Here is a 25,126-nt window from a genome sequence, read left to right on the forward strand (position 1 = left end):
GATTACTCACTCTGCAAACCAGCAAAAATAACACTTATGGTTATTACCTACTGGCACCATTGTTGATGGCAATCCGTTTATTTGTGAACGGCTTTGTAACAACTTCACCAGATAAATACTTGAGCTTCAAATAATTATTCAAAGTAAACCAGAAACTTTAAGAGAAACATCCGTAGTATAGAGATCCCCTAAAAATCTCATTGATATTCATCTATGGAACATTTTGTTATCATTGAGTGTCACTGAAACTATGCCAACGTGTAAGCCCTCCCCTTAAAGCTTCCATGAAGCCCACTTCCCCCTATCAACCTTTTCTCCTACGCCTTTTACACGGCCTCACTGGGGCATTTCTAGTGTTGTCAATCCTGACTGCTTTTTGGACCTATAACACGTACGATGGTCGTTGGGGCACGATTCCACTGCCAGCCTATAAAGCGATTGAAGGGATCCATGGCACCTTCGGACTTTATACACTCTTGATCTTTCCAGCATTTGTTTTCTACGCGTTTAACCGTGGAAAACATCGCCTGGTACAGCCCGAGGCATTAACAACGTTGACTCAGAAAATTGGTCAGCCTATTTGGTGGGTTAACCTCAGTCGCTTTGTCAATACGCTGACCCTGATAGCTCTCACATTTGCCCTATTTAGCGGCAAAATGATGGATGAAAAATGGCTGCCGAACGGAGAGCTGAAGCATTTTTGGTATTACGGTCATTTGGTATCGTGGGTCGTCATGGTGGTTGCGATCGCCATTCATCTTCTGATGAATGCAAAAGTTGGTGGCACGCCCTTGTTACTCTCCATGATGACGTGGAAATTTCGCCCCCAAGATAGTCCTCGACTTTGGAAAAATCACATCATCGCCTGGTGGAAAAATTTTCAACTTGATACCTGGCCAAATTGGAGGCATATACTCACCCATCGCCCCAAACTAGAACTCGCCATTTGGATCAGCCTCATTGCCGCTTGGCTAATTTCCATAGCTAAAGAACTTGTGTAGGTGGCAGGTGGATTTAGAGGCAACAGGCTACACCACTATTCCCTGTGCTCCACTCCCCACTCCCCAAAAAATCCCCATGCCCATGCACAGATTTAATCTCTATCACACCTGATCTTTAAAGGTGCCCACGTAAAATGACCACAAAGGGATATACCCTAGATCTGGCTCTATTGCCGAGTAGATAGTCCCTATGGTTGGTTAGACCATAGTTGCCTACTGCTGAGCGTAGTGTAGGTCACATCCTTACCCAAGGGTCTAGTGACCCCATTAACTCAATAGATGTATTGTTAGGAGCAAAATTGTGGAACGCACTTTCATCATGATCAAGCCTGACGGTGTTCAACGTGGTTTGGTCGGCGACATCATCAGCCGCTTTGAAACTAAGGGATTTACCCTAGTAGGCATGAAGTTCATGGCCGTTTCCCGTGAACTGGCAGAAAAGCACTACGGCGTTCATAAAGAGCGTCCCTTTTTTGGCAGCCTGGTGGAATTTATCACCTCTAGCCCCGTAGTTGCTATGGTTTGGGAAGGTGAAGGTGTCGTTGGTTCTGCCCGCACCCTGATCGGTGCCACCAATCCCATTAGTTCTGCCCCTGGAACTATCCGTGGCGACTACGGCGTTACCATTGGCCGCAATATTATCCATGGTTCCGACGCCATCGAAACAGCTCAGACTGAGATCGCCCTATGGTTCTCCGACGAAGAGCTAGCCAATTGGGAATCCTGCGCTAAGAGCTGGATTTACGAGTAAATTATCTCAAAATCCCTCTCCCTAGGGAGAGGGATTTTGGGTGAGGGCTAACCCTACAAGCAAAGAAACCGTTTCTAGCGACCTCTTGACAAGCCTCACATCCGCCCAAACTGTACCCGCAGGTTATCGCGAGGGTGCGGCGTTGGCACCACCACCATGGATAAATCTTGATCAGGCAATAATTCCCAGCCATAGCCCCGCAGCAAATGCACCGCAAATAGCTTCATCTCCAAGCGGGCAAACTCCTTCCCAAGGCATTCACGAATCCCACCGCCAAACGGCACATAGCTGTACTTATTAGGCTGTTCCCCTTTAGCAAAGCGCTCCGGTCGAAAATCATCAGGAGCCTCATAATCTGTAGGATTCAGGTGCGTTTGATTAATTTCATAGAGCACCGTCCAACCTTTAGGAATTTGGTAACCATTAAACTCACAGGTTTTTAGCACCTTACGAAAACCACCGCCCACAGGAGGAATCAGCCGCAATACTTCCTGTAGTACCTGCTCTAGATAGGGCATTTGCTTTAAGACATCTAAGGTGATGGGCTGCTGAGGATCAAATGTCTGTTGCTCATCCCTTAATGCCGCCAAGACCTGAGGATGCTGCGCCACCAATAGGCAAAAAGAGGCAACAGCCGATGTCAGCGTTTCGTGGCCTGCAAATAAGAGCAGTAATACCTGGTCCTTAAGTTCATCTATGCTCAGGCTATGACCATCGTCATCTTTTGCTTGAACCAATAAGCTCAAAGCATCATTGCCCAAATGTTGGCTTTGTTGTCGTTTACGAATAATTTCTTCTAACAGTAGAAGTAATTGGGTACGAGCTTTTTTGGCTTTACCAAACCGAGTCCAGGGCAGTGTCAAAGGAATCGAAAATAAACCTGCACACCAGGTTTCAAATAAATGTCCTAGATCAGTTTGTGCCCCCTGATCTAAACCCACTAAAAGCTTACAGGCCACATCAAAGGTATAGTTACGCAGTTCTGGGTACCAGATCAGCGTAGTTGACTCCGCCCATTTTTCTGTATAGGCGTGAGTAATCGACTGGACCGTATCAATATAGCCAGACAGGGCTCTGGGCATAAACGCCTGGGCTAGTAGTTTGCGTCGATTTTGATGCTCGCCCCCCGTTTGCAATGCCAGGGATAGATTTCCTAATAACGCTTTTGTACTCGGCGGCCAGCTCACTACAAAATAGTTGTTCTCATTGGTTAGAATAAACTGATTGGCATCTGCTCCTTGAACAAATAATGTAGGGCTGCCTAACAGACGGGTTTTAAAGATCGGTCCATACTTTTTATGTTGTTTTTTACCATAGTTTGGATCGCGAAAAAAGCTTAACGTATCGCCAATTAGAGGCAGGCCAAAATCACCAGGGGGCAAGGGTAGGTTAGAAATAGTCTGACTCATGAAAAAGACATTTATTAAGATGCGTCTTCACTGTAACAAGTAAACTCCAGGTAAGCAGCAGATACAGGCCTTGACGCTCCCTTCGCTGTGATGATGCTCGATTGAGATGGGTATAAGGCGAGTGAACAGAAAGATTATGCTGACCTACTTACTTTTGATGGCCGATTTAATAATAGATAGTGGCCTTCATTCAACTCAATTCTTTCCAGCAGATACATTGCTTGTCGATAGTTTTGCTCAGCCGCCTCCGAGTGGTAAGTCATCTGATAGAGCCTGGCCGCGTAGCATAAATTAAGTACCGTCAAACAAACGGCTTCTTCACGGTGCTTCAGGGCAAGAGAGTTTTGCAGAATTTCTAGCGATGCTTGATGACATGCGATCGCAAACAAATACTGCTGAGAAGCCGCATACACTTGCCCCATGTAGATCAAAGTAATCGCCTCATTCAATAAATCACCCATTGTCTGACAACGTTCAGACACCTGTTTTAGCAACTTTATGGCTAAACGATGACAATCTTGATGGTGATAGACCATGGCTACATTGGCGAGTGCTGGAATTGCAGCAATTTCATGTTGCAACTGCCAAACCGTTCGAATAGCTTCCATACAGAACCATTTTCGACAATCAACATTACCTTGAGAGCCATGTAAGCCACCAATACAATTCAGCATCCTACCCATGTTGAGGATGTCATTTGTATTACGAAATATAGCTAATGCTTTTTGGTAGTGGTTTAGTGCAATATCAAACTGTCCAAACAATCTATGTAAGGCACCTAACGTCCAATAACGGTAACCATAAATACACATACGGCAGCCCCTAGAATCCCTGACCCAGCAATGTCTTTGGCTCTAAAGGTAGAAAGATTCCACCTATAAATCAAGTAATCTATCTGTGATATGTGATGTACTTTTCAACCACCAATCTTGCAGAAAAGTGCATAGAACATTCGCAATCACCAGCAAAGGCACAGTGTTATTTAGTTTTTACATTGGTGCCATAACTGACACCGATGGAGTCATCAAAATAGATGAGCATTTGGACTCTTCAGCTACTGGGGCAATTCCAGGTAAAGAATTATGCTGGCGTAATACAATCTTTCCGCACTCAAAAAACAGCAAAACTGTTGGCTTTTTTAGTCTACTTCTATAAAACAAGACATTCTCGCGAACAACTCGTGGACATGCTGTGGCCTGAGAATTCTCCTGAAAACGGGCGCAATAGCTTACGAGTTTCACTACATTCATTGCGACAAAAGCTCTCTACATCACAGGATGAGATTATTATCAGCAATGGTGATACCGTTCAAATCAACGCCCAATATTTCATTACCGACACTTGGCAAATCAGTACATTACTTAACGAAGCAAAGAATTATACAGATTCTCGCCAACGGTTAAAAATTCTGGAAAAAGTTGTGCAAAGAGACTATGGCACATTTTTATCTCAATATGATGACGACTGGATAATGCCTGAACGTCACTACTGGCAAACTATATATTTGGACACGCTGCATCAACTCGTAGATAGCTGCTTGGAACTCAATGAATTAACCGCTGCATCAGCCTACGCACATTTAGCGGTGAAAGCAGATTCCTATGCCGAACAAGCCCATGCAGATCTGATTAGGACTTATATGGCTATGGGACGTCCAATCGCTGCACGCTCACAATATCAAGAACTCAAGCGAATCTTTCAACAAGAGCTCAACTTACCAATATCTGATTTTATTCGCGACATTGCAAAACAGTTTGGGCTATGTAATGGATACATGACATTGCTGTAATGGCTTTGTAATGAGGCCTCAGTAATATCCCTAGATACTTGCGATTCACATGTCCAATCGTCAGCCATAGGAGAATTACCGACTATGAAACGACAGCATCTTTGCCTTACATTTGCACTCACTTTAGGTAGCTTGTTATTTACAACTCAACGTGGATTCAGCCAATCTATTACAGGCGCTGATGACGGAGTAGGGACAACTGTTCTCTCTGATGGCAACCAATTTGATATTTCTGGTGGAAGCTTATCGGGAGACGGAGCTAATCTATTCCACAGTTTTGAGAATTTTGGCTTAAGTACCGAACAAGTCGCTAACTTTATGGCTGATCCGGCTCTCCAAAATATTCTTGGTAGGGTGATAGGCGGCGATCCATCCATTGTTGACGGGACTGTTCAAGTCAGTGGTGGTAGCGCCAATTTATATTTGATGAACCCTGCAGGTATTATTTTTGGCAACACAGCACAAATTAATGTGCCAGCTGACTTTGTTGCTACAACAGCTGACAGCATTGGCTTTGGTGATGATGTCTTTGAAGCGATCGGTGATGCAGATTATTCTGGTTTAATGGGTAGCCCCACAAGTCTCAATTTTGATACAGCTACAGTTGGGACAGTGATGAATTCAGGTGAGCTCGCTGTTAACGATGGACAAACACTTACATTAGCTGGCGATCGCATCATTAATATAGGCACCGTTGATGCTCCTGGAGGCACTGTCACCCTGGCCGCTGTTCCAGAGCGGGGACAACTGATCATTTCTCAAGCAGGGGCGGTGATGAGTCTAGGTGTTGACGCTGATGCCTGGCAAAGTAATGCAGGCATTGATTCCTTTGCACCGCTAATTACCGGTGGAGAACTACCATTAGCGACCCAGGTAACCGTTGATGCCAATGGCCAGGTAACACTAGCTGGTGCCAATTCAGCAGGCACTGCCGTTGTGAGCGGCACGGTTAGTGCAGCCTCTAGCAACGGTGCAGGAGGTACAGTACAAGTGGTTGGCCCACAGGTTGCCCTGATTGACGCGACGGTGGATGTTTCTGGCGCTACAGGCGGCGGCACAGCCTTAATTGGTGGCGAGTATCGAGGTCAAGGTTCAATGCCAACTGCCACTAACACACTTGTTGATACAGGCAGTAAAGTATCGGCTAGCGCCATTAATAGTGGCAATGGAGGCGAAGTCATTATCTGGGCCGACGGCACAACAGCTTTCGACGGTGAGATTAATGCTGGCGGTGGTAATAACAATGGTGATGGAGGCTTTGTCGAAGTCTCTGGAGCTAATCGTCTAATTTTTACAGGTGATGTGGATACAACAGCCGTAAATGGGACAGTAGGGGAATTATTGCTCGATCCAACTGACATTACCATTACTGCAGGTAATACAAGCACTGGCTTTACGGGGCAAGTGTTAGCAGGAGATGCTGGACCAAGCACGATTTCTCAAGTCGAGATTTCGGCTTTGCCTGGTTCAACAGATGTAGTGATTCAAGCCAGCAACAATATTACAATTGAACCGCTAGGGACCCTTGTGTTTCAACCTGGTGCAGGGACTATCAGCTTTGAAGCAGGAGGAAGTTTTTCAATGTCTCCCAATGACACCATAGATGCTAATGCACGGAATATTTCGATTACCGCCTCTGATATTACGGCAGGCTTTATTGACTCATCATTTGGAACAGGTTTACTCTCAACATCGGGCAGTGGTGGTGATGTCAACCTAACAGCAACGAATGGCAATATCAGTCTCAACGGTATAGGCACAATTGCTGGAATAACGGGGAATGGTGGAGCCATTATTGTTAATGCCACTAATGGCTCCTTTAGTGCATCTACCGTTGAAACCGTTGCACTAACTGGGCAAGGAGGTGAGATTAATATTACAGCGACAAATGGCATTTCCATTGAGCGTCTACTAGATGCAAAACCCAATGGTCAAATCACCCTCAACGGCAACGTTCTCAACGGTAGCACGTTTAGTCTGAGTCGTGGTACAGCTCCACTGGTGATTGACGGTGGCGGTAGTATTGCAATTACCGATCCTATAACAGGAGCACCTGCATCAGGCCCGTTAACAGATACAAGTACAGTGAACGAAGCCATGAACTCAATTGTTCAAAGTTTTGGGGGTAACAACACTATTCTTGGCAGAATTGTTGGTGAAGCGGCTGGATTAGCGCGAAACCCTGGATTACAAGCATTGGCACTCAATGAGATCGCCCAAAATGAAAGCTCTATCGAATGGCGACAGCGACAATCTGCCAGATTGACTGACCAAGCAATCCGAGATGCAGAGATGGAGAGGTGGAGAGCTGAGCTTCTCCTAAATTCCAATTAACCTATCACTTTATTTTCTTCGTTTGAAATATATCTCTGCAAGTAATCACTAACATGCGTTTTATTTTTTTCATTTCAGGCTTATTTCTTTTGGGTTTTAGCTTGCCCTTACAAATATCAGCATCCGCAGAAACTCAACTATCTTTCAAAGAGGACAGCGAGCCATTTCTAATGGCACAAAGCTCGTCCACGATAGTTTTAGATTTAGGACTTACTGACGCTCAAATTTTTCAGCTCAATGAAGTGAGCGAAGACTATAGCCCTCAGATAAGACAGCTATATTCTGAATGGTTAGCAGCTACAGATACGCTTGACACCCTATTAGTGAGTGAAGCTGCAACTGAAGCTGAAGTCACAACCCAGTTTCAAAACGTTGAATCACTACGATCCGAATTAGCAACATCAGAATTTGAACGTGATTTGGCTATTTGGAAGATTTTAGAACCTGAACAAAGACTGCCATTTGAGCAATATTTCGAGCAGCTAAACCAACAATAAAAGTTAAATCAATCGAATAATTTCACATTAAAATGGGGAAATGCAATGGCTTTGTCCAAACTTATTTGGGTGCCTGGAAGTCTGGCAACTATTCTATTCATAGTACCTCCAGCAGCAGCTACTACATTACCTGCACTATTGAGTACAGGTAATGTAGAGAAGCAGGTCGATCAATTTGCTCAACAACCATCTCCTGATGAACGTTTTCCGCAATCTCTGCCAGATATTGATTCATTGGACAACTCATCAAACGAGCCAATACTTCCTGAAACAGAGCGTTTGCCTTCAGAAGAATCTCAAGATTCGGAAATAACTTTTCGCATACAGAAAATTGAAGTTCTCGGCAGCACAGTTATAGAGACAGCAGATTTAGATAGGGTTATCCAATCTGGCATTGGCAATTCGGTATCTTTAAAGGACTTGCAAGCTGTTACTCAGCAAATCACTCGCCTTTACCAAGATAGAGGCTATTTGACATCACAAGCTGTCCTTCTAGAGCAATCTATTGAAAATGGCATCGTCCAGATACAAGTGGTCGAGGGCGTGATAGAAGATGTTGTCATCGAGGGGATCAAACACTTACACCCATCTTACATTCGCAGTAGACTTACGTTAGGAATTGGCACTCCTCTCAATTATTTTGCATTGGAAGATCAGCTACGATTGTTGCGTTTTGACCCTCTTCTTAAGAATATCCAAGCAACGCTTGAGGCTGGTAGTGGAGTTGGCCAAAGTATCCTCAGAGTCACTGTGGATGAAGCCAATCAATTGTATGGAGAATTCAGTATCAACAACGATTTACCTCCTAGCGTTGGTGGCGAAGGTATTGAAGCTGAGCTCGGCTATCGTAATATCACAGGAATAGGGGACAGTTTAGAACTGGATTATGGTCGTTCTTTTTCAGGCGGAGCTGAACTCTGGGATGTAACCTATCGTTTACCAGTGAGTCCTAGAAATGGTGCAATCCAATTAAGGGGAAGTTGGGGAGATACTCGCTTAACACAATCTCCTTTTGACCAGCTGGATTTAGAAGGAGAAAATGAGTTCTATCAGATCAGTTGGCGTGAGCCCATAGTTCGTAACTCTCGCGAGGAATTTGCATTATCGCTAGCATTTGACTATCGTGATGGCCAAACGTTTATCCTGGGTCAGCCTAATCCAATCGGCATTGGAGCTGATGATAACGGTGTGTCTCGTACTAGCGTCTTTCGATTTGGGCAAGATTATTTAAAGCGCGACTCTCAAGGCATCTGGAGCTTACGCTCCCAATTTAGTTTAGGGACTGAAATTTTTGATGCAACTCAAAATGGAGATAATATACCCGACGGACAATTTCTCAGCTGGCTAGGACAAATTCAACGTCTACAACGCCTCAATAATGACCATCTATTAGTCATTCGAGGTGATTTACAACTAGCATTTGATAGCCTCTTAACCTCTGAGCAATTTGTGATTGGCGGTCGTGAGTCGTTACGTGGGTATCGTCAGAATGTGCGTACAGGTGACAATGGCTTTCGATTATCTGTGGAAGACCGGATCACCTTGGAGCGCAATCAAAAAGGGAAATCAACTCTACAGTTAATTCCTTTTGCTGATATAGGTGTAGTTTGGAATAACAACGATAATCCAAACCCGCAGGCATCTCAGCGCTTTCTAGCCGGTATTGGCACAGGTTTATTGTGGGAACCAGTTGATGGGCTAAATCTGCGTTTAGACTATGGACTACCTCTCATCGACCTCGATGATCGTGGCGACAATATTCAAGATGATGGCTTTTACTTTAGTGCAAGCTACCGTTTCTAATCACTAGAAATGAATGCTGAATTGTGACATTCAATGACATTTTTGGCCAGTAGCCTTACACAAAACTGCATACAGGTTGGGCAACATCAGCAACGGTCTACTTACAGGAGTTTTATACAGTTTGAGGTAATCGTTCATAGTTTATGGGGTGACATCGATATGAGCACTTGGACAGTAAAGCTACTGGGAGAGTTTCAGATAAAAGACTCCACCAATGTTACAAAATCCTTGACAACACCTGAAGCCATCAGATTGCTAGCTTACCTTTTATACTTTCACCAGCAAACACATCCTTGTGTAAAGCTTGCAGAAATTTTGTGGCCTGATGTAAGCCTTGAGGAAAGAAGGCAGAGGCTACAAATAGCATTAAATGCCTTAAGCCAAGAGTTTTTTACTGCTAAAGAGCCAGTCATTATCTGTCAAGGAAATAAGCTCAAGTTAAATATTCGTCACTTTGATGTCGATATCTTAAACGTTAAAACACTCATTCAACAGGCCAATCATTGTAGTACGCTTCAGCAAAAATTAATTTATTTACAGCAAGTTATCCAGCAAGATTACGGTATCTTCCTAAGTCGGTTCGAAGATAATTGGATACTCTCAGAACGTCAACATCTACATACCCTATATTTAGCGGTCTTGCATCAACTGGTTAAAGTTTGTTTGCAGTTGAGGAAGCTTTCTGCAGCTACTGCTTATGCTCACCTGGCTGTTAGCACAGAGCCTTATAGCGAGCGTACACATCTTGATTTAATCAAGGTATATGTAGCCAGAGGATACTATGCTTCTGCTAAACAACAATATGAAGAACTGAAACACATCTTTAACCAAGAGTTGAAACGACCAGTCTCCAAGTTTTCTACAGACTTGGTGCAAAAATTAGGATTATATCAAACAACAGCAATGGTGACGCATTAATTAATGTAGCATGCTAATCTGTGTCCCAGAAATCACACATCTACATTTGTTTCGAAATCACCAACTGTTACCGTGGTGCCTAGGGATGTAGGTCCGTTAGATTTAGTCTTTTTACAAGATGTATCGTCTTTCTCATTTGGTCTTCATTGAGATAAATTTTGGGCATTACATAAACATGTAAGGACGCAGACTATTGGCTTTGCAGGTTTATGCAATCACGATGGCATATCTCTTCACAAGGAATGACTTAAAGTCTCCATATCTCTACATTTAAGGAGATTTATTGTGAACTTATAAACAGATAGACAAAAAAATTCTATCTACTGCTCTCAAAACAAAAAATATCATGGCTAGAATTCCATCTGATCCTCTCTTCTCAACTCAGTGGCATCTTCAGAACATAACCCCCGGATTACTTGACCTCAATGTAGTTGATGTCTGGGATGACTACACAGGCGCTGGAGTTGATGTCGCGGTTATTGATGATGCTGTGCAGCGATCGCATCCAGATTTAGATGAAAACTACTCTATTGATAAGGATTGGGATTTTGATAATAATGATACAGACCCAACTGGCGTAGATGGCGAAAACCATGGAACTGCAGTAGCAGGAATTATTGGAGCTAATGCGAACAATGGTATCGGTGGTGTTGGCATAGCCTACAATTCAACTCTGTTTGGTTTTCAGACCCATGGGTTAATCTCTAATCGGTTTATTGGACAACTAGCGCTTGCCATTGATAATACGTCTGGTCTACGACAAACATCCGGCAGAAATCGTGAGGCTGACATTGTCAATCTGAGCCTAGGAACAGGAAGGGGCGAGTTTAACTTCTTTGATAGGCCCTTCAACCCTGCCACTATGGCTGCACTCAATACCGCCATAGACAATGCTGTCGTAGCAGGACGTAATGGACTAGGCACAATTTTAATAAAGTCAGCCGGTAACTCACGGGCTCTCAATTACGATACCAACGCTGTCTCATGGAATGCCAATCCCCATACTATTTCAGTTGCAGCCGTTGATCAGAATGGATTTATTTCTGACTATAGTACCCATGGCGCTTCAGTGTTGGTATCTGCTTTTGGCACTCCTGGAGAAGTAGTAACCACAGATCGAACTGGCAGAAGCGGTGAGACTCCAGGTGATTATAGACCTAACTTTAATGGCACTTCAGCGGCAGCTCCTATGGTGTCTGGCGTCGTAGCACTTATGCTTGAAGCAAATCCATGGTTAGGATGGCGAGATGTCCAAGAGATTTTAGCCTATTCTGCTCGGCATGTTGGCTCTGCCGTTGGCACAGGCACTCGTGGGGATGAAGAATATGCATGGAACTTTAATGCAGCAACTAATTGGAATGGTGGCGGCTTACATTTTTCCAATGATTATGGCTTTGGCTTAGTCGATGCAAAAGCAGCCGTACGTCTCGCTGAGACCTGGTTCAATACCCCCCAAACGAGCGCCAATGATATTGCCATATTTCGAGACTTCTTAGATACCTCTGTCACGATTAATACTGGCGGTACTGCATTAAGTCAAACAGTTGCCACTAATATCGATATTGAATTTGTCGAAGTAGACGTAAGCTTTGCCCGATGGGATGACCTTGGTGATCTATCAATGCGTTTAATTTCACCTGATGGGACATCTAGTGTGCTGATCCAGAATAGTGGTGAAAATAACGGTCTCTCTTCTGGGGGGTTTGGCACAGGTCGCTGGAGTTTTTATTCCCATGCATTTCGTGGAGAAGATACATCTGGCACCTGGAGATTAGAACTATTTGATGCCGACAGTTCACTGTCATCTCCTATAACCATTAACGATGTTGATATCACTTTTCATGGCAAAACGACTTCAGTCAATGACACATTTATCTTTACTGAAGAGTATTCTGATTATGCTGGCAGGTTGGGGCATAGCCGGGCTATTAATGGAGGCTTGGGAATAGATACCATTAATTCAGCCGCCATAGACTCTAGTACCTTTGTGAACTTAGCAGTTGGCTATGGGTTTATAGATGGCATTGCAGTTAATGTTAACAGCATTGAGAATGTGTTTACTGGTGATGGGGCTGATTATCTCATTGGTAACGCTGTGAGTAATCAACTAGTGGGCATGCGAGGAAATGATAGCCTCTATGGCAGTGGAGGAAACGATGTGTTGTTAGGTGGTGATGGAAATGACTTAGTGAATGGTGGGACTGGTAATGATTATTTAAATGGAACTAATCATTTTTCCCAGGGTACTGGTGAACGAGATACTTTAGTTAGCGGCAGTACAACTGATCGAGATCTCTTTGTCTTAGGAGAACGTCAAAATGGGAGTGGTCGTGTTTTCTACAATGACCGAGGTCGCAGTGATTATGCGGTACTCCAAGATTTTGATGTTTACGATTTTGCTGGCGATATTGCAGACACGATCCAGCTGATGGGCAGCGCTGCATCTTACTCGATTTCTAATGTGCGAGTCGATGGTATTAGTGGTGCAGGCATCAGTTTTGTTAATGATCTAATTGGTATTATCCAAGGAGTAAGTGCTTCTCAGCTGAATTTAGCAAATTCCAACCAGTTTACTTATGTCTAGTTGGGATATTCCAATCATCAAGTCTAAGTCCTGATAGTTTTAGCCGTTTTTCAAAATAACATCAAAATGTTTAGCGACATTCTTGACTCAATACTAGACGACCATCTGCTAGTTGATAAACACCGCTAGGTTCAGAGATAGGAGAGCTTTCTAATAGTATGGACCCATTAAATGACTCTGCACTATCAGCAATCGGTTTAACAGTATCAAGAGAGAGTGGGATCACTACATCTGACCTGGGATTACTGGCTAACCCGTCACTGCCAGTCAAGACAAAACTGCTGGCCGTATCATTACCACGAACGATACAGCTATTAGCGACTAACGTTTCAGAATTAACAAGCTCATCAGGCAATTCATTGAGACTATTTTCAATAAAACTGACATCAGGCAGTAAGATATTGCCTGATGCTAGGCTGCCGGTAGCATTGATATCAACACGATCATTCTCATCGAAAGGTGCTGGTGAATTAGGTTGGTAGTCTTCACCAAAGAAAACATTAGTTTTAAGGGTGATATTACCACCACGACCATCAGCAGCAAAAGCAAGGATATCGCTGTCATCAAAGGCTACTATAGAATCAGCTTCTATGGTGATACTACCAGCATCATCCACACCACTATCGACATTAGTCTGAATATCACTATCACCAATTAAGCGAACACGATCAGCATTAATGTTGATAATACCCCCTGCCGCTTGAGATGAACTGGCTCTGATACTACCATCGACCATAAATAAAGTATCTGAGAGGTTAATTGTTATATTACTGGCATCACCAGTCCCAACACTTTGACTAGATATAAATGAATCAAGAAGTAATACTAGTGAATTAGAATCTAAAAAAATATTACCAGCATCACCTTGATCTAATGAGAGCGAGCTAATAAACGCACCATTTGCAACAATCACGTTATCAGAATAAATTTCAATATCACCCGCTTGACCACGCCCAAGGGTAGCTGCTGATAGATTACTAGGCAATCCACTAGATGATCGGCCAGATACTAAAAGTTGATCAGCCTCAATCAGAATAGTTCCACCCATACCTTCACTATCAGACCCCGTCCCTGCAGAGATCTCACCGCCATCAGTTATGGACAATTTATCAGTGATAATGGTTAAATTTCCGGCATCCTGACTACCATCAGTTTGAGTCAGAATACGACTTGGTAGATCAAATGAAGATGTTCCATCTACGGTAATATCTTCACCAAAAATTATGATGTCTCCTGGTATTCCATCCTCCAGAGCAGCCGCAGATATTTGTGCTCCATTGAGTATTTCCAAAACATGAGAGTCAATAAAAATATCGCTGCTATTACCTGTACTCCTATTACTTTGGGCAAATACTCCACTAGGGAATCCATTAATTGATGTACCACTCAACTTAATTTCTTCAGCATCAATCAATAATTCCCCTGCATTACCTGGGCCAAAAGTAGACGCTGATAATTGAGCGCCATCCGTCACAACTAGCTTTGGTGTCAAGATTGTTAAGCTGCCAGCATTAGCCTCTACTGTTAATCCTTCCGTTCTCGCAGAGATGGCACTGGGTGTTAGGCCAAAACTTGATCTACCTAAAACCCGTAGTGACTCATCGGCACTAACAAAAATGTCACCGCCCTGACCATCACCAAGAACTTCTGTTGATATTTTTGCACCATCTACGATGGTAATACGATCAGCTTCGACAGAAATATCACCTCCGTCTCCTGTGCCTCTGGAACTAACCCGCGAAAATATACCACTAGAGAATCGACCATTTTCAGTTGTTCCTTGCAAATTAACATCTGAAGCTGTAATTGAGATATTGCCCGAGTTCCCTGAATCAAAGGTTGAAGTTGAGATCGAACTTTGTCCATTAATAGCAACAGTCTCTGATGAAATATTAATATCACCCGATCTGCCATCTCCAAGTACTTCGGAGCTTATTTCCGAAAAATTATCAAGCGTTAGGTTTGAAGCATCAATATTGATTGAACCGCCCGTAGCTGAACTAAATATAAGAGTCGTTTCAATGTAAGAAAAATCAGACAAGTTTAATTCAGAGGCTTTTATATCAATTTCATGACCATCTGCTTGGCCAAAAATAAAAGAGAAAATATACGAGGCATCATCGAGAGTAATGTCATCTCCTCTAACCAGGATTCTACCTCCGTCTGGTTCAATAAAAAATTGGCTTCCACCAACTCTGGATGAACCAATAAGACTAATATCTGATAGTTGCGCATTATCAGAAAAGTCTAGCTGAGACGCATTATTAACTTCACTTAATCTAATTGTTCCAAGAGATTTTATGCCCCCTATAACAACTTCGCCTCCAGGAGCAACCAAGCTACCACCGTTAAAGTTAATATCACCCCCTAAAAAAACAAGCTTATTGCCTGGAACCGCTTGTAAATCACCAAAATTTGTAATGGAGCCATTAATTCCAGGATCATTAAACAAAAAAGCCGATGGATCAACGACCAATAGAGATGAAGGAGCCATTGCGTTGGTAGTTCCCCAGATACCCTCATCTGAAAACTGTAGGTCAGTGGCAGTACTCACTATTAATGCACCAGTAACATCTAACTCAGATGCAGGTCCAAAAAACACTCCGTTCGGGTTGATGAAATATAAATCTACTACTTCCCTCATAAAAGAACTGTCAAGTTTTACAGCTCCCAATAAACCTAAAATATCTGACGTATCATTCCCTGTTACGCGTGAAATAATGTTTTCAATATCTGGATTAAGCGTGATAAAATAAGCAGCCTCAGTATCAGCAATATTAAATGCTGAAAAGCTATGAAACAAATTCTGCCCTCGCTCGGCACCACCCTGAATAAGTCGTAACGTATCAATGGGCGAGCCGGGTGTATTAACAGGAGTATCTAAAACTTGAGATTGTTCTTCTATTGGCAGAGTATTGTCAGGTAGAATGTTATTCTGAGCAATTGCTTGTTGCCAGAGACTCACACTTGCAATAAACCAGAGAGTTAAATGTAGTGTTTTTAATGATATTTTCATACCTCTTGTAAGGGCTAGGCAACATCCTAATCAGCTAATCATGACAATCACGACTGATAACTAAACGTCCATCAGTCAAACGATAAAGGCTTTGTGGTTCAGCAATAGAAGTACTATTAGCTATCGTCTCTGTTATGGGCTGAACGGTACTAAGACTGTAGGTGATTTGAGCACTGCCAGGTTGTTGGGGTAGGCTGTCATTACCAGTAAAGGCCACGCTGCTACCGATATCGCTACCGCGAGCGATGCAGCTGGCGGCAACCAGAGTTTCAGGATTGACTAGCTCGTCTGGCAGTTCGGTAATGCTGTTTTCAATAAAACTGACGTCTGCTAGAGAAATAGTTCCTGAAGCAATCCCCCCTGTTGCATTGATATCTACTCGACCATTACCGTCTAAAGTACTTGGATCTGTACCTGGCTGGGCAAACTGAAAGTCTTCACCAAAGAATGCAGTGCGACTTAGATCGATATCGCCACCTCTCCCATCAGCGGCAAAGGCAAGAATATCACTATCATCAAAAGCCACTAACGCATCAGCGATAATCTCAATATCTCCCCCATCATCTGCACCAGAGTTAACAAACGTTTGGATATCACTGTTCTCAAATAGAAAAATATTGCTCGAAGAGATTTGAATTTGCCCTCCTGCATTAAATGCAGAATCTGTTGTTATCGATCCATTACGAGCTTGAATATCATCTTGTACGATAATGAATATATTCCCAGCATTTCCATCACCTTCACTACTAGCCCTAATCAAACTGTCAAAAATTTCTAATTTGTCAGATATGACTCGTATATCACCACTACTACCTACTGCGGTAGAAATAGAGCTACTAAAAATACCACTACGTGCATTAGTGGCAGGATCATTATTTTCTAAGCGCAGAGTATCACGAACATTTAAAGTGATATCTCCTCCATCTCCTCTTCCTCTAATTCCACTGACAATCTGGGCTCCATTCAGAATTAGATTGTTAGCATCAAGTCGAATATTGCCACCTTGACCTCTGCCAGTATCATCGACACTGCTGAAAATGCCTGTTCCAAAAGGTCCACGACGATTTTCAAAACCTTCAATTCGTGCGGTCTCACGAACAGCTAAAATAACATCTCCTGCATCACCTATGCCTTGTGTACCACTGCTAATTTGAGCTCCATCCAGTAATTCTAAGTTAGTAACTTTAAGCTCAACATTACCAGCCTGCCCTTGTCCATCTGTTGTAATAGCACTAGATACGCCGCTAGCAACACCAGTAAGAGGGGAACTCCCCGCGATTCGAGCAGTACCACGAATATCTAAAACAACATCTCCTCCATTGCCTATACCATCTACATCGGCACTTATTTCAGCACCATTCAAAACTTCTAAGCTACCCGCATTAATCCGTACATCTCCACCATTAACCATCCCAACAAGATTACTAGCATTATTAAAAGCAATAATGCTAGTAGCTCCACTACTTCTACCTATGGGATCAGGGTCTCTACCGTCAAACCGAACCGTTTCACGGACATCTAAAATTACATCACCTGCATCACCATTTCCAAAAGTATTTGTGCTGAGGACTGCACCGTTAAGAACGTCTAAATTTGTTGCACTCAGCATCACATTTCCACCCCGACCTGGAGCATTTGATGCATATTCACTTGTAGCTTGACTTGCTTGATCAAATCGAGCGTTGTCACGAATATTGAAAATAACGTTGCCTGCATTACCAAGACCGCCAAAGTTAGAAGCGGATAATATGGTGCCGCCGAGAACCTCTAAATCATTTGCCTCTATGCGGATTTCGCCAGCCTGGCCCTGGGAATCAGATTGAATATTTGCAAAGATTCCACTAAAATTTATAACAGAATCATCACTATCAAATCGAGCAGTTTCACGGATATTGAGAGTGATATTTCCAGCATCTCCTATGCCAAATGTAGAAGAGCGCAGCGTTGCACCATTGAGAAGTTCAAAATTACCGGCTTTAATATAAATATCACCAGCTTGCCCCTGGCTATTCTGTTGAACATCGTTAAAAACGCCACTATCGACACTAGTTAGAAAGTCAATTCCATCGAAGCGAGCATTTTCCTCAACCTCTAAGTGGATATTACCCGCATTACCCGTACCAACAGTTGAGGCACTAATTTGTGCTCCACTAAGTACAAGTAAGTTTTCAGCATTAATTCTTATCTCGCCACCACGTCCTTGAGACCCTGAACTAACACCGCTAATAACCCCACTAGGTTGTCTAAGAATTGGATTGGCAGACCGTCCTTCTAATAGAACGGTATCCTCAATATTGAGAGTGATATCGCTGGCTTCACCATTACCCAATAGCCTGCTATTTATCTGTGCGCCATTTAGCACCGATAGATTTCTTGCAGTAATTCTAATATCTCCAGCTGTTCCTTGCTCCCCAACGTCAATATTGTTGAAAATGCCTGATGAGAGAAAGCTACTAAGGTCTTCTAAGATGACACTTTCATCCGCTACTAGCACAATATCTCCAGTACCACGTGCACCTAATATGGTGATATCTGTATCAGTGACGGTAATATTGTTGCGTGAGTCTAAAAATATGGAACCACTATCTGGAGATATAATTCTAAGACCTAACTTGGCAAAACCTAGTCCTGTTGGGTCATTACCAATAACTTGAATATCGCCACCAGGTAGTGCCGTGTTTGGTTCATAACGATTTGTCAGCAATATGTTTCCATTTGGCTGATTACTAATATTGATACTCCCGATCTCAATGTCAGCGCTAGATGGATTAGCTGTTATGACAGGATTAATTGGCAAAAGTAAACTATCAACAAATGAATCGAAGATCCCTTGACCTGATGGATTCTCAGCAGGGATTACACCTACAGCATCTGGTCTAAGGCCTGCTCTGATATCAATGGTTGGCTGTGCACTACCATCCACCTCAACAATTGTTCCATCAGACAGCTCAATGGTTTCTTGCAAAAAATCGACACCTGCAGTGCCTGGGTCGGGAGCTATGATAGTTGCACTCGTAAACGTTACTGAACCTCCAGCTAGAATATGTAGCGAGCTACCCCTATAACTATCAAACTCAACATCCCCAAGGCTACGAATAATGGGGTCAACTGGACTGCTAAAATTACCTGGAGTATTGTCTAAGTCCTCAATACGGAAATTACCACCACTAAAAAAGTAGGCGTCACCATTAACGGGTCCTGGTGAGCGCAGCACCATATTGCCATAGGAAAATAACTGACTGTCTGGGTGGGTTAACGCAACAATATCCACCTGCTGGTTGCCCTGCACTAACAAATCTCCGCCTGCCAGGGCAATAAATGGCTTGTCTGCCGTATCTCGAATTTTAACGATATCGGTGGCTAACAGCGAGACATCTCCCACACCAGCCACCTGAGCTGCCAGATCCAAATTCTGGCCTGCCAGTACTAAGTCTGCACCCGCTGTTAGCTGACCACGGTTGGTGATATCGCCTGAGTTATCAGTTAGATGGTTCCAAAATAAGACGCTGGGGCTAACGGCTAGCAGCTGACTTTGCCCAGGCATAACAGCACTAAACACACCCTCACCAACATCAACCGCCGCCGCTGTTGTTGCATAAAATGAGCCGGTCACATCTAAACTGACATCTGGCCCAAACACAATGCCATTGGGGTTAATTAAAAACAAATCAGCTCTGCCATCCACACCCAACGTGCCAAAAATGTCGGAGCGATTGTTGCCAGTCACCCGACTTAAAATTGATTCAATCTCTGCTGGGGTGGCAAAGTAAACTCGCTGATTGTTAGCGACCGTAAACTCATCAAAGCTGTGGAATAAATTTGGACCTCGTGCAGCACCTCCCTCAATTAAGTCTGCGAGACCACCTTTTACCAACACGTCAGTTGAGACAACAGAACCTTCTGCCCCTAGGGTTTGATCTGGAATGAGCTGTGCCTGGATTGGCGCACTCCAAAGGGCTGCAACCGCTGCTAGCAGGCAGGACCAATATAATTGAGGGCTTGACATACACAAGTCAGTAACCGGCAGTAACAGAAATCTACCATGGCTTTTTGATGCCCGATGCTACGGACAGATGTCACTCAATAAAACGTTGTATGCACCCGTTGCAAACATCTATTGTTTTTGTCATGACCATTGATTTTATGGATGAGAAAGCTGTCATAGGCACAAATAGACAGCGGCCATGGCAGAAACAGGCAATGGGGCTTGGCTCAAATCAGCACTGAGCTTGGGCACAAGCTGAACATCATAGGTTTGTGGGCTCGTTACGATCGCAACAAAGAGTTACATCAGTAAGTTGAGGTTTTTGTGATAAAAGCACTTGTAGGGCCAACCGCACTCTATCTCTTCATTCAACGATGGCTACGTCAACGTCAAGCCTGGCAGTGGTGGCACGATCAACAAATCGCCCGACTCCATAAACAGGCAGAATCCATTCGGGATAACTTACTACAAGAAACGTTTGCCTTTCGACGCTATTTAGAAACCACGTTAACAACCCAGCCCGATGCAGAACAAGCTGAACAATGGTTAGAACGCTTTCAACTGTTTTACGCTGACTTAGAAAAACTGAGTAATCAGCTATCTCCACCGTTTATTGCTGACAGTTTTCCTTTAGCACTACAGCTGATGATACAAAATTGGCAATGCACTCAACCCGGTCTGAGCGTAAAGCTAGAGGTTTTATCAGACTGGCCGGAACAATCCTTTAACAAGAATCAGATTATTCTCTCAGTGATTACGGGATTGATTGAATTACTGATACCTATGGAAAATTGTACGCAGCAGCTTTCCATAAGCTTAGAGCATCACCATAAGCGATACACTCTGACCTTGAAATACCCCGGCTATCCGTCTATGGATGGCAAATCTTTGATAAATACCCCCGAGATAAAACATCTTAAGGAAATTTTCCATACCTTAGCAGCAGGTCGTTTCGAGGTTGTCACTGATAAATTCGGTTTCAAAGGGCAACTGCAATGGCCAGCAGATGACTAACCGTTAATTTGAGTGACTGAAATGGGTACTCCATGATGTTAAATATCACGGACATCTGACTTAAATCAGTCGTAATTACCGTGTGGATGCCAGCAGCACTGGGGTTAATCGTATTCTTTATTTTACAATCTAACTAATTTTGATAGGCCACTTGTCTATATAAAGGATGGGTAACTCCAAGGAGATCACTGGAACATGGCTCAAGCATCTACAAAGACATTTGTGGTGGTAGATGATCACGATTCGGTCTTAGAGGGCACCTGCCGTGTATTAAAAGCTCAATATCCGGATGCGCACATTGCAACTACGGGTCAAGCAGATGGGGTTGAAGCTTTGATCCAGGATGTTCAGCCTGATTTGGTAGTGATGGATTTATCAATTCCTGAACGAGAAGGAGATAAAGCCCAGACTGAGACGGGCTTACATTTATTGCGATCGCTACTGCAAAATCATCCTACACTCCACTTCGTCATACAAAGTGCCCATGTAAAAAGCCTGGTGCGGCTCAAGTCCATGATTGACAAACACCAAGCTGGCTTCACCATTGCCGACAAAAGTCTATCCAGTTCTGAAATGCTCATTAAAATTGACTGGGCTTTGAATGGACTCCTCTACACCCCCCCCGAAATGCGATTGGGTATCGAGGTCAAACCCGAATGGTTGCAGGTGCTACAGCTAGCATTTACCAACGGCTTAACTGACAAAGCTATTGCCAAGCAAATGAATGTGGCGGAAAGAACCGTCCGTCACTATTGGACTAGAGTGCAGGATGCCCTTGGCGTTTATCCTGATGAAGGCACCAATATTCGCATCCAAACCTACAATAAGGCCCGTCAGATGGGTCTGTTGGACTGAGTGTAGTTACCGATGAAAGTCTCCTGGTCTTCTCCTAGTTGGCAACTCAGGCTTTTGCCAGGGTTATCTATCACTGGGTTCATTGTTTTGACAAGACTACTGGGTTTGCTGCAGCCCCTAGAGTGGAAAACCTTAGACCTCAGTCTAAAATGGCGGCCTGCTGAAGCCCCTGACCCGCGCATTACCTTACTTGCGATTACCGAAGAAGACATTCAAACAGCCCTTGATTATCCCATCTCGGATCAAGCCCTATCAGAATTTCTTGAGACTGTGCAATCCTATAGCCCTCGCGTAGTGGGTCTGGATATTTTCCGGGATCAGCCGGTGGGTGATGGCTATACAGCTTTGGCCCAAACGCTACAATCTTCCGACAATATTGTTGGCATTCACAAAATCGATCCCCGGGCCACCGTCCCACCGCCCCCATCGTTACCCGACAGTCAGGTAGGGTTTGCCGATGCCCTCGTCGATCAAGATGGTTTCTTAAGACGGAGCCTTTTAGGGGCAGCCGACAAAGCGGGAAACTATCAATTTTCATTCACCATTCAGTTGGTGTCCTCCTATTTGGCTAACGATGGCCTCAGCGTCGAGAATGGCATGCGCGATCCTGAAACCATGCGATTTGGATCAACAGAAATTCCTCGCTTTCAGAGCAACACAGGGGGCTATATTCGTGCCGATCGAGGCGGGAATCAAACCTTAATCAATTTTCGAGCGGGGACTCAACCGTTTGAAAAAATCACCTATAAAGCCCTGATGGCGGGTCAGGTAGAAGCAACGCTAATACAGGATCGCCTGGTGCTCATTGGCTACACGGCAGAAAGTGTTAAGGACTTTGTCAGCTCAGCGGCCATTGCGGGGGTTACTCCCAGCCTGGTGCCTGGTATGGATGCTCAGGCCCATGCAGTTAGCCAAATTTTGAGTGCCGTCATCGACGGTCGACCTTTTTTGCGTGGGATGCCAGATGGGATTGAATATCTTTTAATTTTGGGCAGTGGCTTAGGCGGTATGATTCTGGCCCAATGGGAACGGAAACCAGCCGTGCATTTTCTGGTGATTATCGTCATCAGCGGCGTTATTTTACTCGTCAGCTACGGGCTGCTGCTGACGAGCTGGTGGCTGCCCGTTGTCCCCGTCGTGGCTGCATTTTTATTGAATGCGGCTGTACTGTACCCGTTTTATCAAGCCCAGGCTCAGTTGCGATCGCAACTCAACGATCGTCAAAAGCTGATTAACCAAACCTACAACACCATTCACAATGGCCCCCTGCAAACCCTGGCCAAAATGATCAGCACCTGGCCAGAAAGCCAGCCAGCCCCAGATACCCTACGCCCTGAGCTACACACCCTGAATCGGGAACTGCGCGACATCTATGACACCATGCGTCAGGAAATATTGTTGCCCACAGGCCAGCTGGTATTAACCGGGCAACAATCCATTGATTTGCAAATGCCCTTAGACGAGCTACTGCGCGAAGCATACCAAATCACCCTAGAGCGCCATCGAGAGTTTTTTGAACCCATACTGAAAATTGTTGCCTTTGAACCCCTGGACGATCAGCAGTTGAGTATTGATCAAAAACGAAATTTGGGACGCTTTTTAGAAGAAGCCTTGATCAACATTCAGAAATACGCTCACGGTACAACCCGACTCACCATCGACTGTCGTCAAAAGGATGGCAACAATGTTATTCGCGTCCTCGATAATGGGAGCGGCCTTAAACCGTCTGCACCCAAGACGTTAGGAGGGTATGGCACTAAACAAGCAGAAACCTTAGCCCGTAGTCTCAATGGCACATTCAACCGCACCCACCACAAACCTAAGGGTGTTTGCTGTGAGCTGCGCTGGCCTATTTATCGGCCTCTTTGGCAACGATGGTTGCCTTAAGTAGCCGATAGTTGCATATTTCTGCCACGAAGTTAGACAAACTTGGCAACGAATTTGTCTGGTTTCTTGCATGTGTCTGGTCAGCAGCTTCCGTACAGTAAAGTCAACGACGTAAGGAAGTTAAGGCCATGCAAATCGACAGTTTAAGTGATCTAATTCAAAAAGGATTTTTACTCCTGTTAAACTTTGTGGATGACATTGCAATTTTTACACTGACTCGTTTAGGTTGGCAGTGGGTTTGGTTAGAGTGGTTAAGTACAGCTTTGCTAATCATTACCCTGGTGTATTGGAGTATCCGTCTCTGGAAATACTGCAAACATCTTCAACGTCAGCACTGTGTGCCCAGAGTTGAAATCGTTTAGTTGCTTAGGTCAGTTCATCTACGACTATGATTGCGCCCCAATATCGTTCTGCATTGCTAAGGTTTACGTCGTTTTTTATCCTTAGTAGTTGGTATTTATCACCTGTAAGCGATGGGGCTCCGCAATTTAACACCGTAGAAACCGATACTTATCATCACGCTCAAGCTGAATTCACACCGCCTGATGATGCTGACATCGACAGGGATTCCATTATTACCTCCACTGGCACGTATTTTCGTCCCCCTACGGATCCAACGCCCACATCGGCTCCCCGCACGTCTACAGGCACTCGTCGTGGCGGCTGCTTAGGTCCCACGGCCACAGCATTTACCATCTTTGGACCCAATACTCCCGATACAATTTTGGGTCGTACTACATCTGAGTCTCCTGTATTTGTCTGGCATCTACCTGAAATCGACGCAACGTTTCCAATTATTTTTCGCCTGTTGGCCCCAGATGAGAACGATATTCCCATTCCCATCTATGAGAGCAGCCTCACCTATAGTGCTGGGTTTATGACCCATCAGCTACCTCCCTCGGTAGCTACGTTATCAACGGGTGTGGAATATCGTTGGCAGGTGATTATTGAGTGTAATCCTGAGTATCCAGCCCAAGCGATGCTACAGGAGCTGTCGTTTGAGGTGGTCCCTGATACTGTTGATCTCTCTCAGGCATTGGCAACCGCTACTACAGCGACTGAAAGAGCCGTAGCCTATGGACAGGCTGGGGTTTGGTACGATGCGATCGCACAGGTTGCCCAAGCAACAAGCTTAGGCGAACAAGAAACCCGCAGCGGTCTGCTCACCGACTTAGCCATGTCCCTGCCACCAGAGTCAGATCAGATCCGTCAAGACATTTTAGAAATCGTCGCAGCGACTGCGCCTTAAAGCCAGCTTTTGCCTTAAAGCCAGCTTTTTAAAA

At 44.2% G+C, this 25,126-nt stretch carries 17 protein-coding genes; 13 read left to right on the top strand and 4 right to left on the bottom strand.

The genetic code is table 11. From position 1 onward, the window contains the following. Positions 1-284 precede the first annotated feature (284 nt). A complete protein-coding gene (locus SPB21_RS32215; RefSeq protein WP_499869116.1) occupies positions 285-1,001 on the top strand; it encodes a cytochrome b/b6 domain-containing protein in 717 nt (238 codons plus the stop codon). A gap of 301 nt (positions 1,002-1,302) precedes the next feature. Continuing rightward, a complete protein-coding gene (gene ndk / locus SPB21_RS32220) occupies positions 1,303-1,752 on the top strand; it encodes a nucleoside-diphosphate kinase (RefSeq protein WP_163671341.1) in 450 nt (149 codons plus the stop codon). 95 nt (positions 1,753-1,847) lie between these two features. Here the strand turns inward: ndk and SPB21_RS32225 are convergent, their stop codons facing one another. Both SPB21_RS32225 and SPB21_RS32230 read right to left on the bottom strand, forming a co-directional pair. Continuing rightward, positions 1,848-3,161, bottom strand: a complete 1,314-nt coding sequence (locus SPB21_RS32225) for a cytochrome P450 (protein ID WP_250565238.1) — start codon at positions 3,159-3,161, stop codon at positions 1,848-1,850. A gap of 134 nt (positions 3,162-3,295) precedes the next feature. Further along, complete coding sequence (locus SPB21_RS32230) at positions 3,296-3,835, bottom strand: tetratricopeptide repeat protein (RefSeq protein WP_499869117.1); 540 nt, start codon at positions 3,833-3,835, stop codon at positions 3,296-3,298. A 359-nt stretch (positions 3,836-4,194) separates the two neighbouring features. Between SPB21_RS32230 and SPB21_RS32235 the strand changes: the two genes are divergently transcribed. The 6 genes from SPB21_RS32235 to SPB21_RS32260 all read left to right on the top strand — a co-directional run bounded on the left by SPB21_RS32235 (position 4,195) and on the right by SPB21_RS32260 (position 13,086). Then, entirely contained in the window at positions 4,195-4,950 is a 756-nt protein-coding gene (locus SPB21_RS32235) for an AfsR/SARP family transcriptional regulator (protein WP_499869119.1), read from the top strand. Positions 4,951-5,034: 84 nt separating this feature from the next. Next, complete coding sequence (locus tag SPB21_RS32240) at positions 5,035-7,284, top strand: two-partner secretion domain-containing protein (protein WP_499869120.1); 2,250 nt, start codon at positions 5,035-5,037, stop codon at positions 7,282-7,284. Positions 7,285-7,454: 170 nt separating this feature from the next. Next, positions 7,455-7,781, top strand: coding sequence for a Spy/CpxP family protein refolding chaperone (locus SPB21_RS32245; protein WP_499869122.1), 327 nt, complete (start codon positions 7,455-7,457; stop codon positions 7,779-7,781). A gap of 45 nt (positions 7,782-7,826) precedes the next feature. Continuing rightward, positions 7,827-9,584 carry a ShlB/FhaC/HecB family hemolysin secretion/activation protein gene (locus SPB21_RS32250; protein WP_499869124.1) on the top strand — a complete coding sequence of 586 codons (1,758 nt, stop codon included), beginning with the start codon at positions 7,827-7,829 and terminating at the stop codon, positions 9,582-9,584. Positions 9,585-9,743: 159 nt separating this feature from the next. Then, on the top strand, positions 9,744-10,502 hold the full coding sequence (locus SPB21_RS32255; protein ID WP_499869125.1) for an AfsR/SARP family transcriptional regulator: 759 nt from the start codon (positions 9,744-9,746) through the stop codon (positions 10,500-10,502). 346 nt (positions 10,503-10,848) lie between these two features. Further along, positions 10,849-13,086 carry a S8 family serine peptidase gene (locus SPB21_RS32260; protein WP_499869126.1) on the top strand — a complete coding sequence of 746 codons (2,238 nt, stop codon included), beginning with the start codon at positions 10,849-10,851 and terminating at the stop codon, positions 13,084-13,086. Between the two features lie 70 nt (positions 13,087-13,156). Here the strand turns inward: SPB21_RS32260 and SPB21_RS32265 are convergent, their stop codons facing one another. Both SPB21_RS32265 and SPB21_RS32270 read right to left on the bottom strand, forming a co-directional pair. After that, positions 13,157-16,102: a two-partner secretion domain-containing protein gene (locus tag SPB21_RS32265; protein WP_499869128.1), complete on the bottom strand. Its 2,946-nt coding sequence runs from the start codon at positions 16,100-16,102 to the stop codon at positions 13,157-13,159. Between the two features lie 34 nt (positions 16,103-16,136). Then, on the bottom strand, positions 16,137-20,108 hold the full coding sequence (locus tag SPB21_RS32270) for a two-partner secretion domain-containing protein (RefSeq protein WP_499869129.1): 3,972 nt from the start codon (positions 20,106-20,108) through the stop codon (positions 16,137-16,139). Positions 20,109-20,411: 303 nt separating this feature from the next. On the opposite strand from SPB21_RS32270, the gene SPB21_RS32275 reads away from it, so the two are divergent. From SPB21_RS32275 to SPB21_RS32295, 5 genes are all read left to right on the top strand, one after another. Beyond that, a complete protein-coding gene (locus SPB21_RS32275) occupies positions 20,412-21,101 on the top strand; it encodes a hypothetical protein (protein WP_499869131.1) in 690 nt (229 codons plus the stop codon). Positions 21,102-21,296: 195 nt separating this feature from the next. Continuing rightward, a complete protein-coding gene (locus tag SPB21_RS32280; RefSeq protein WP_163671334.1) occupies positions 21,297-21,956 on the top strand; it encodes a response regulator transcription factor in 660 nt (219 codons plus the stop codon). A 12-nt stretch (positions 21,957-21,968) separates the two neighbouring features. Continuing rightward, on the top strand, positions 21,969-23,843 hold the full coding sequence (locus SPB21_RS32285; protein WP_163671333.1) for a sensor histidine kinase: 1,875 nt from the start codon (positions 21,969-21,971) through the stop codon (positions 23,841-23,843). 128 nt (positions 23,844-23,971) lie between these two features. Continuing rightward, positions 23,972-24,205: a hypothetical protein gene (locus tag SPB21_RS32290; RefSeq protein ID WP_163671332.1), complete on the top strand. Its 234-nt coding sequence runs from the start codon at positions 23,972-23,974 to the stop codon at positions 24,203-24,205. A 26-nt stretch (positions 24,206-24,231) separates the two neighbouring features. Next, positions 24,232-25,092 carry a DUF928 domain-containing protein gene (locus tag SPB21_RS32295; protein ID WP_499869133.1) on the top strand — a complete coding sequence of 287 codons (861 nt, stop codon included), beginning with the start codon at positions 24,232-24,234 and terminating at the stop codon, positions 25,090-25,092. The last annotated feature ends 34 nt before the right edge of the window (positions 25,093-25,126 follow it).

Origin of the sequence: Leptothoe sp. ISB3NOV94-8A, assembly GCF_043421595.1 — a bacterium.
Taxonomy (GTDB): domain Bacteria; phylum Cyanobacteriota; class Cyanobacteriia; order Phormidesmidales; family Phormidesmidaceae; genus Leptothoe; species Leptothoe turfae.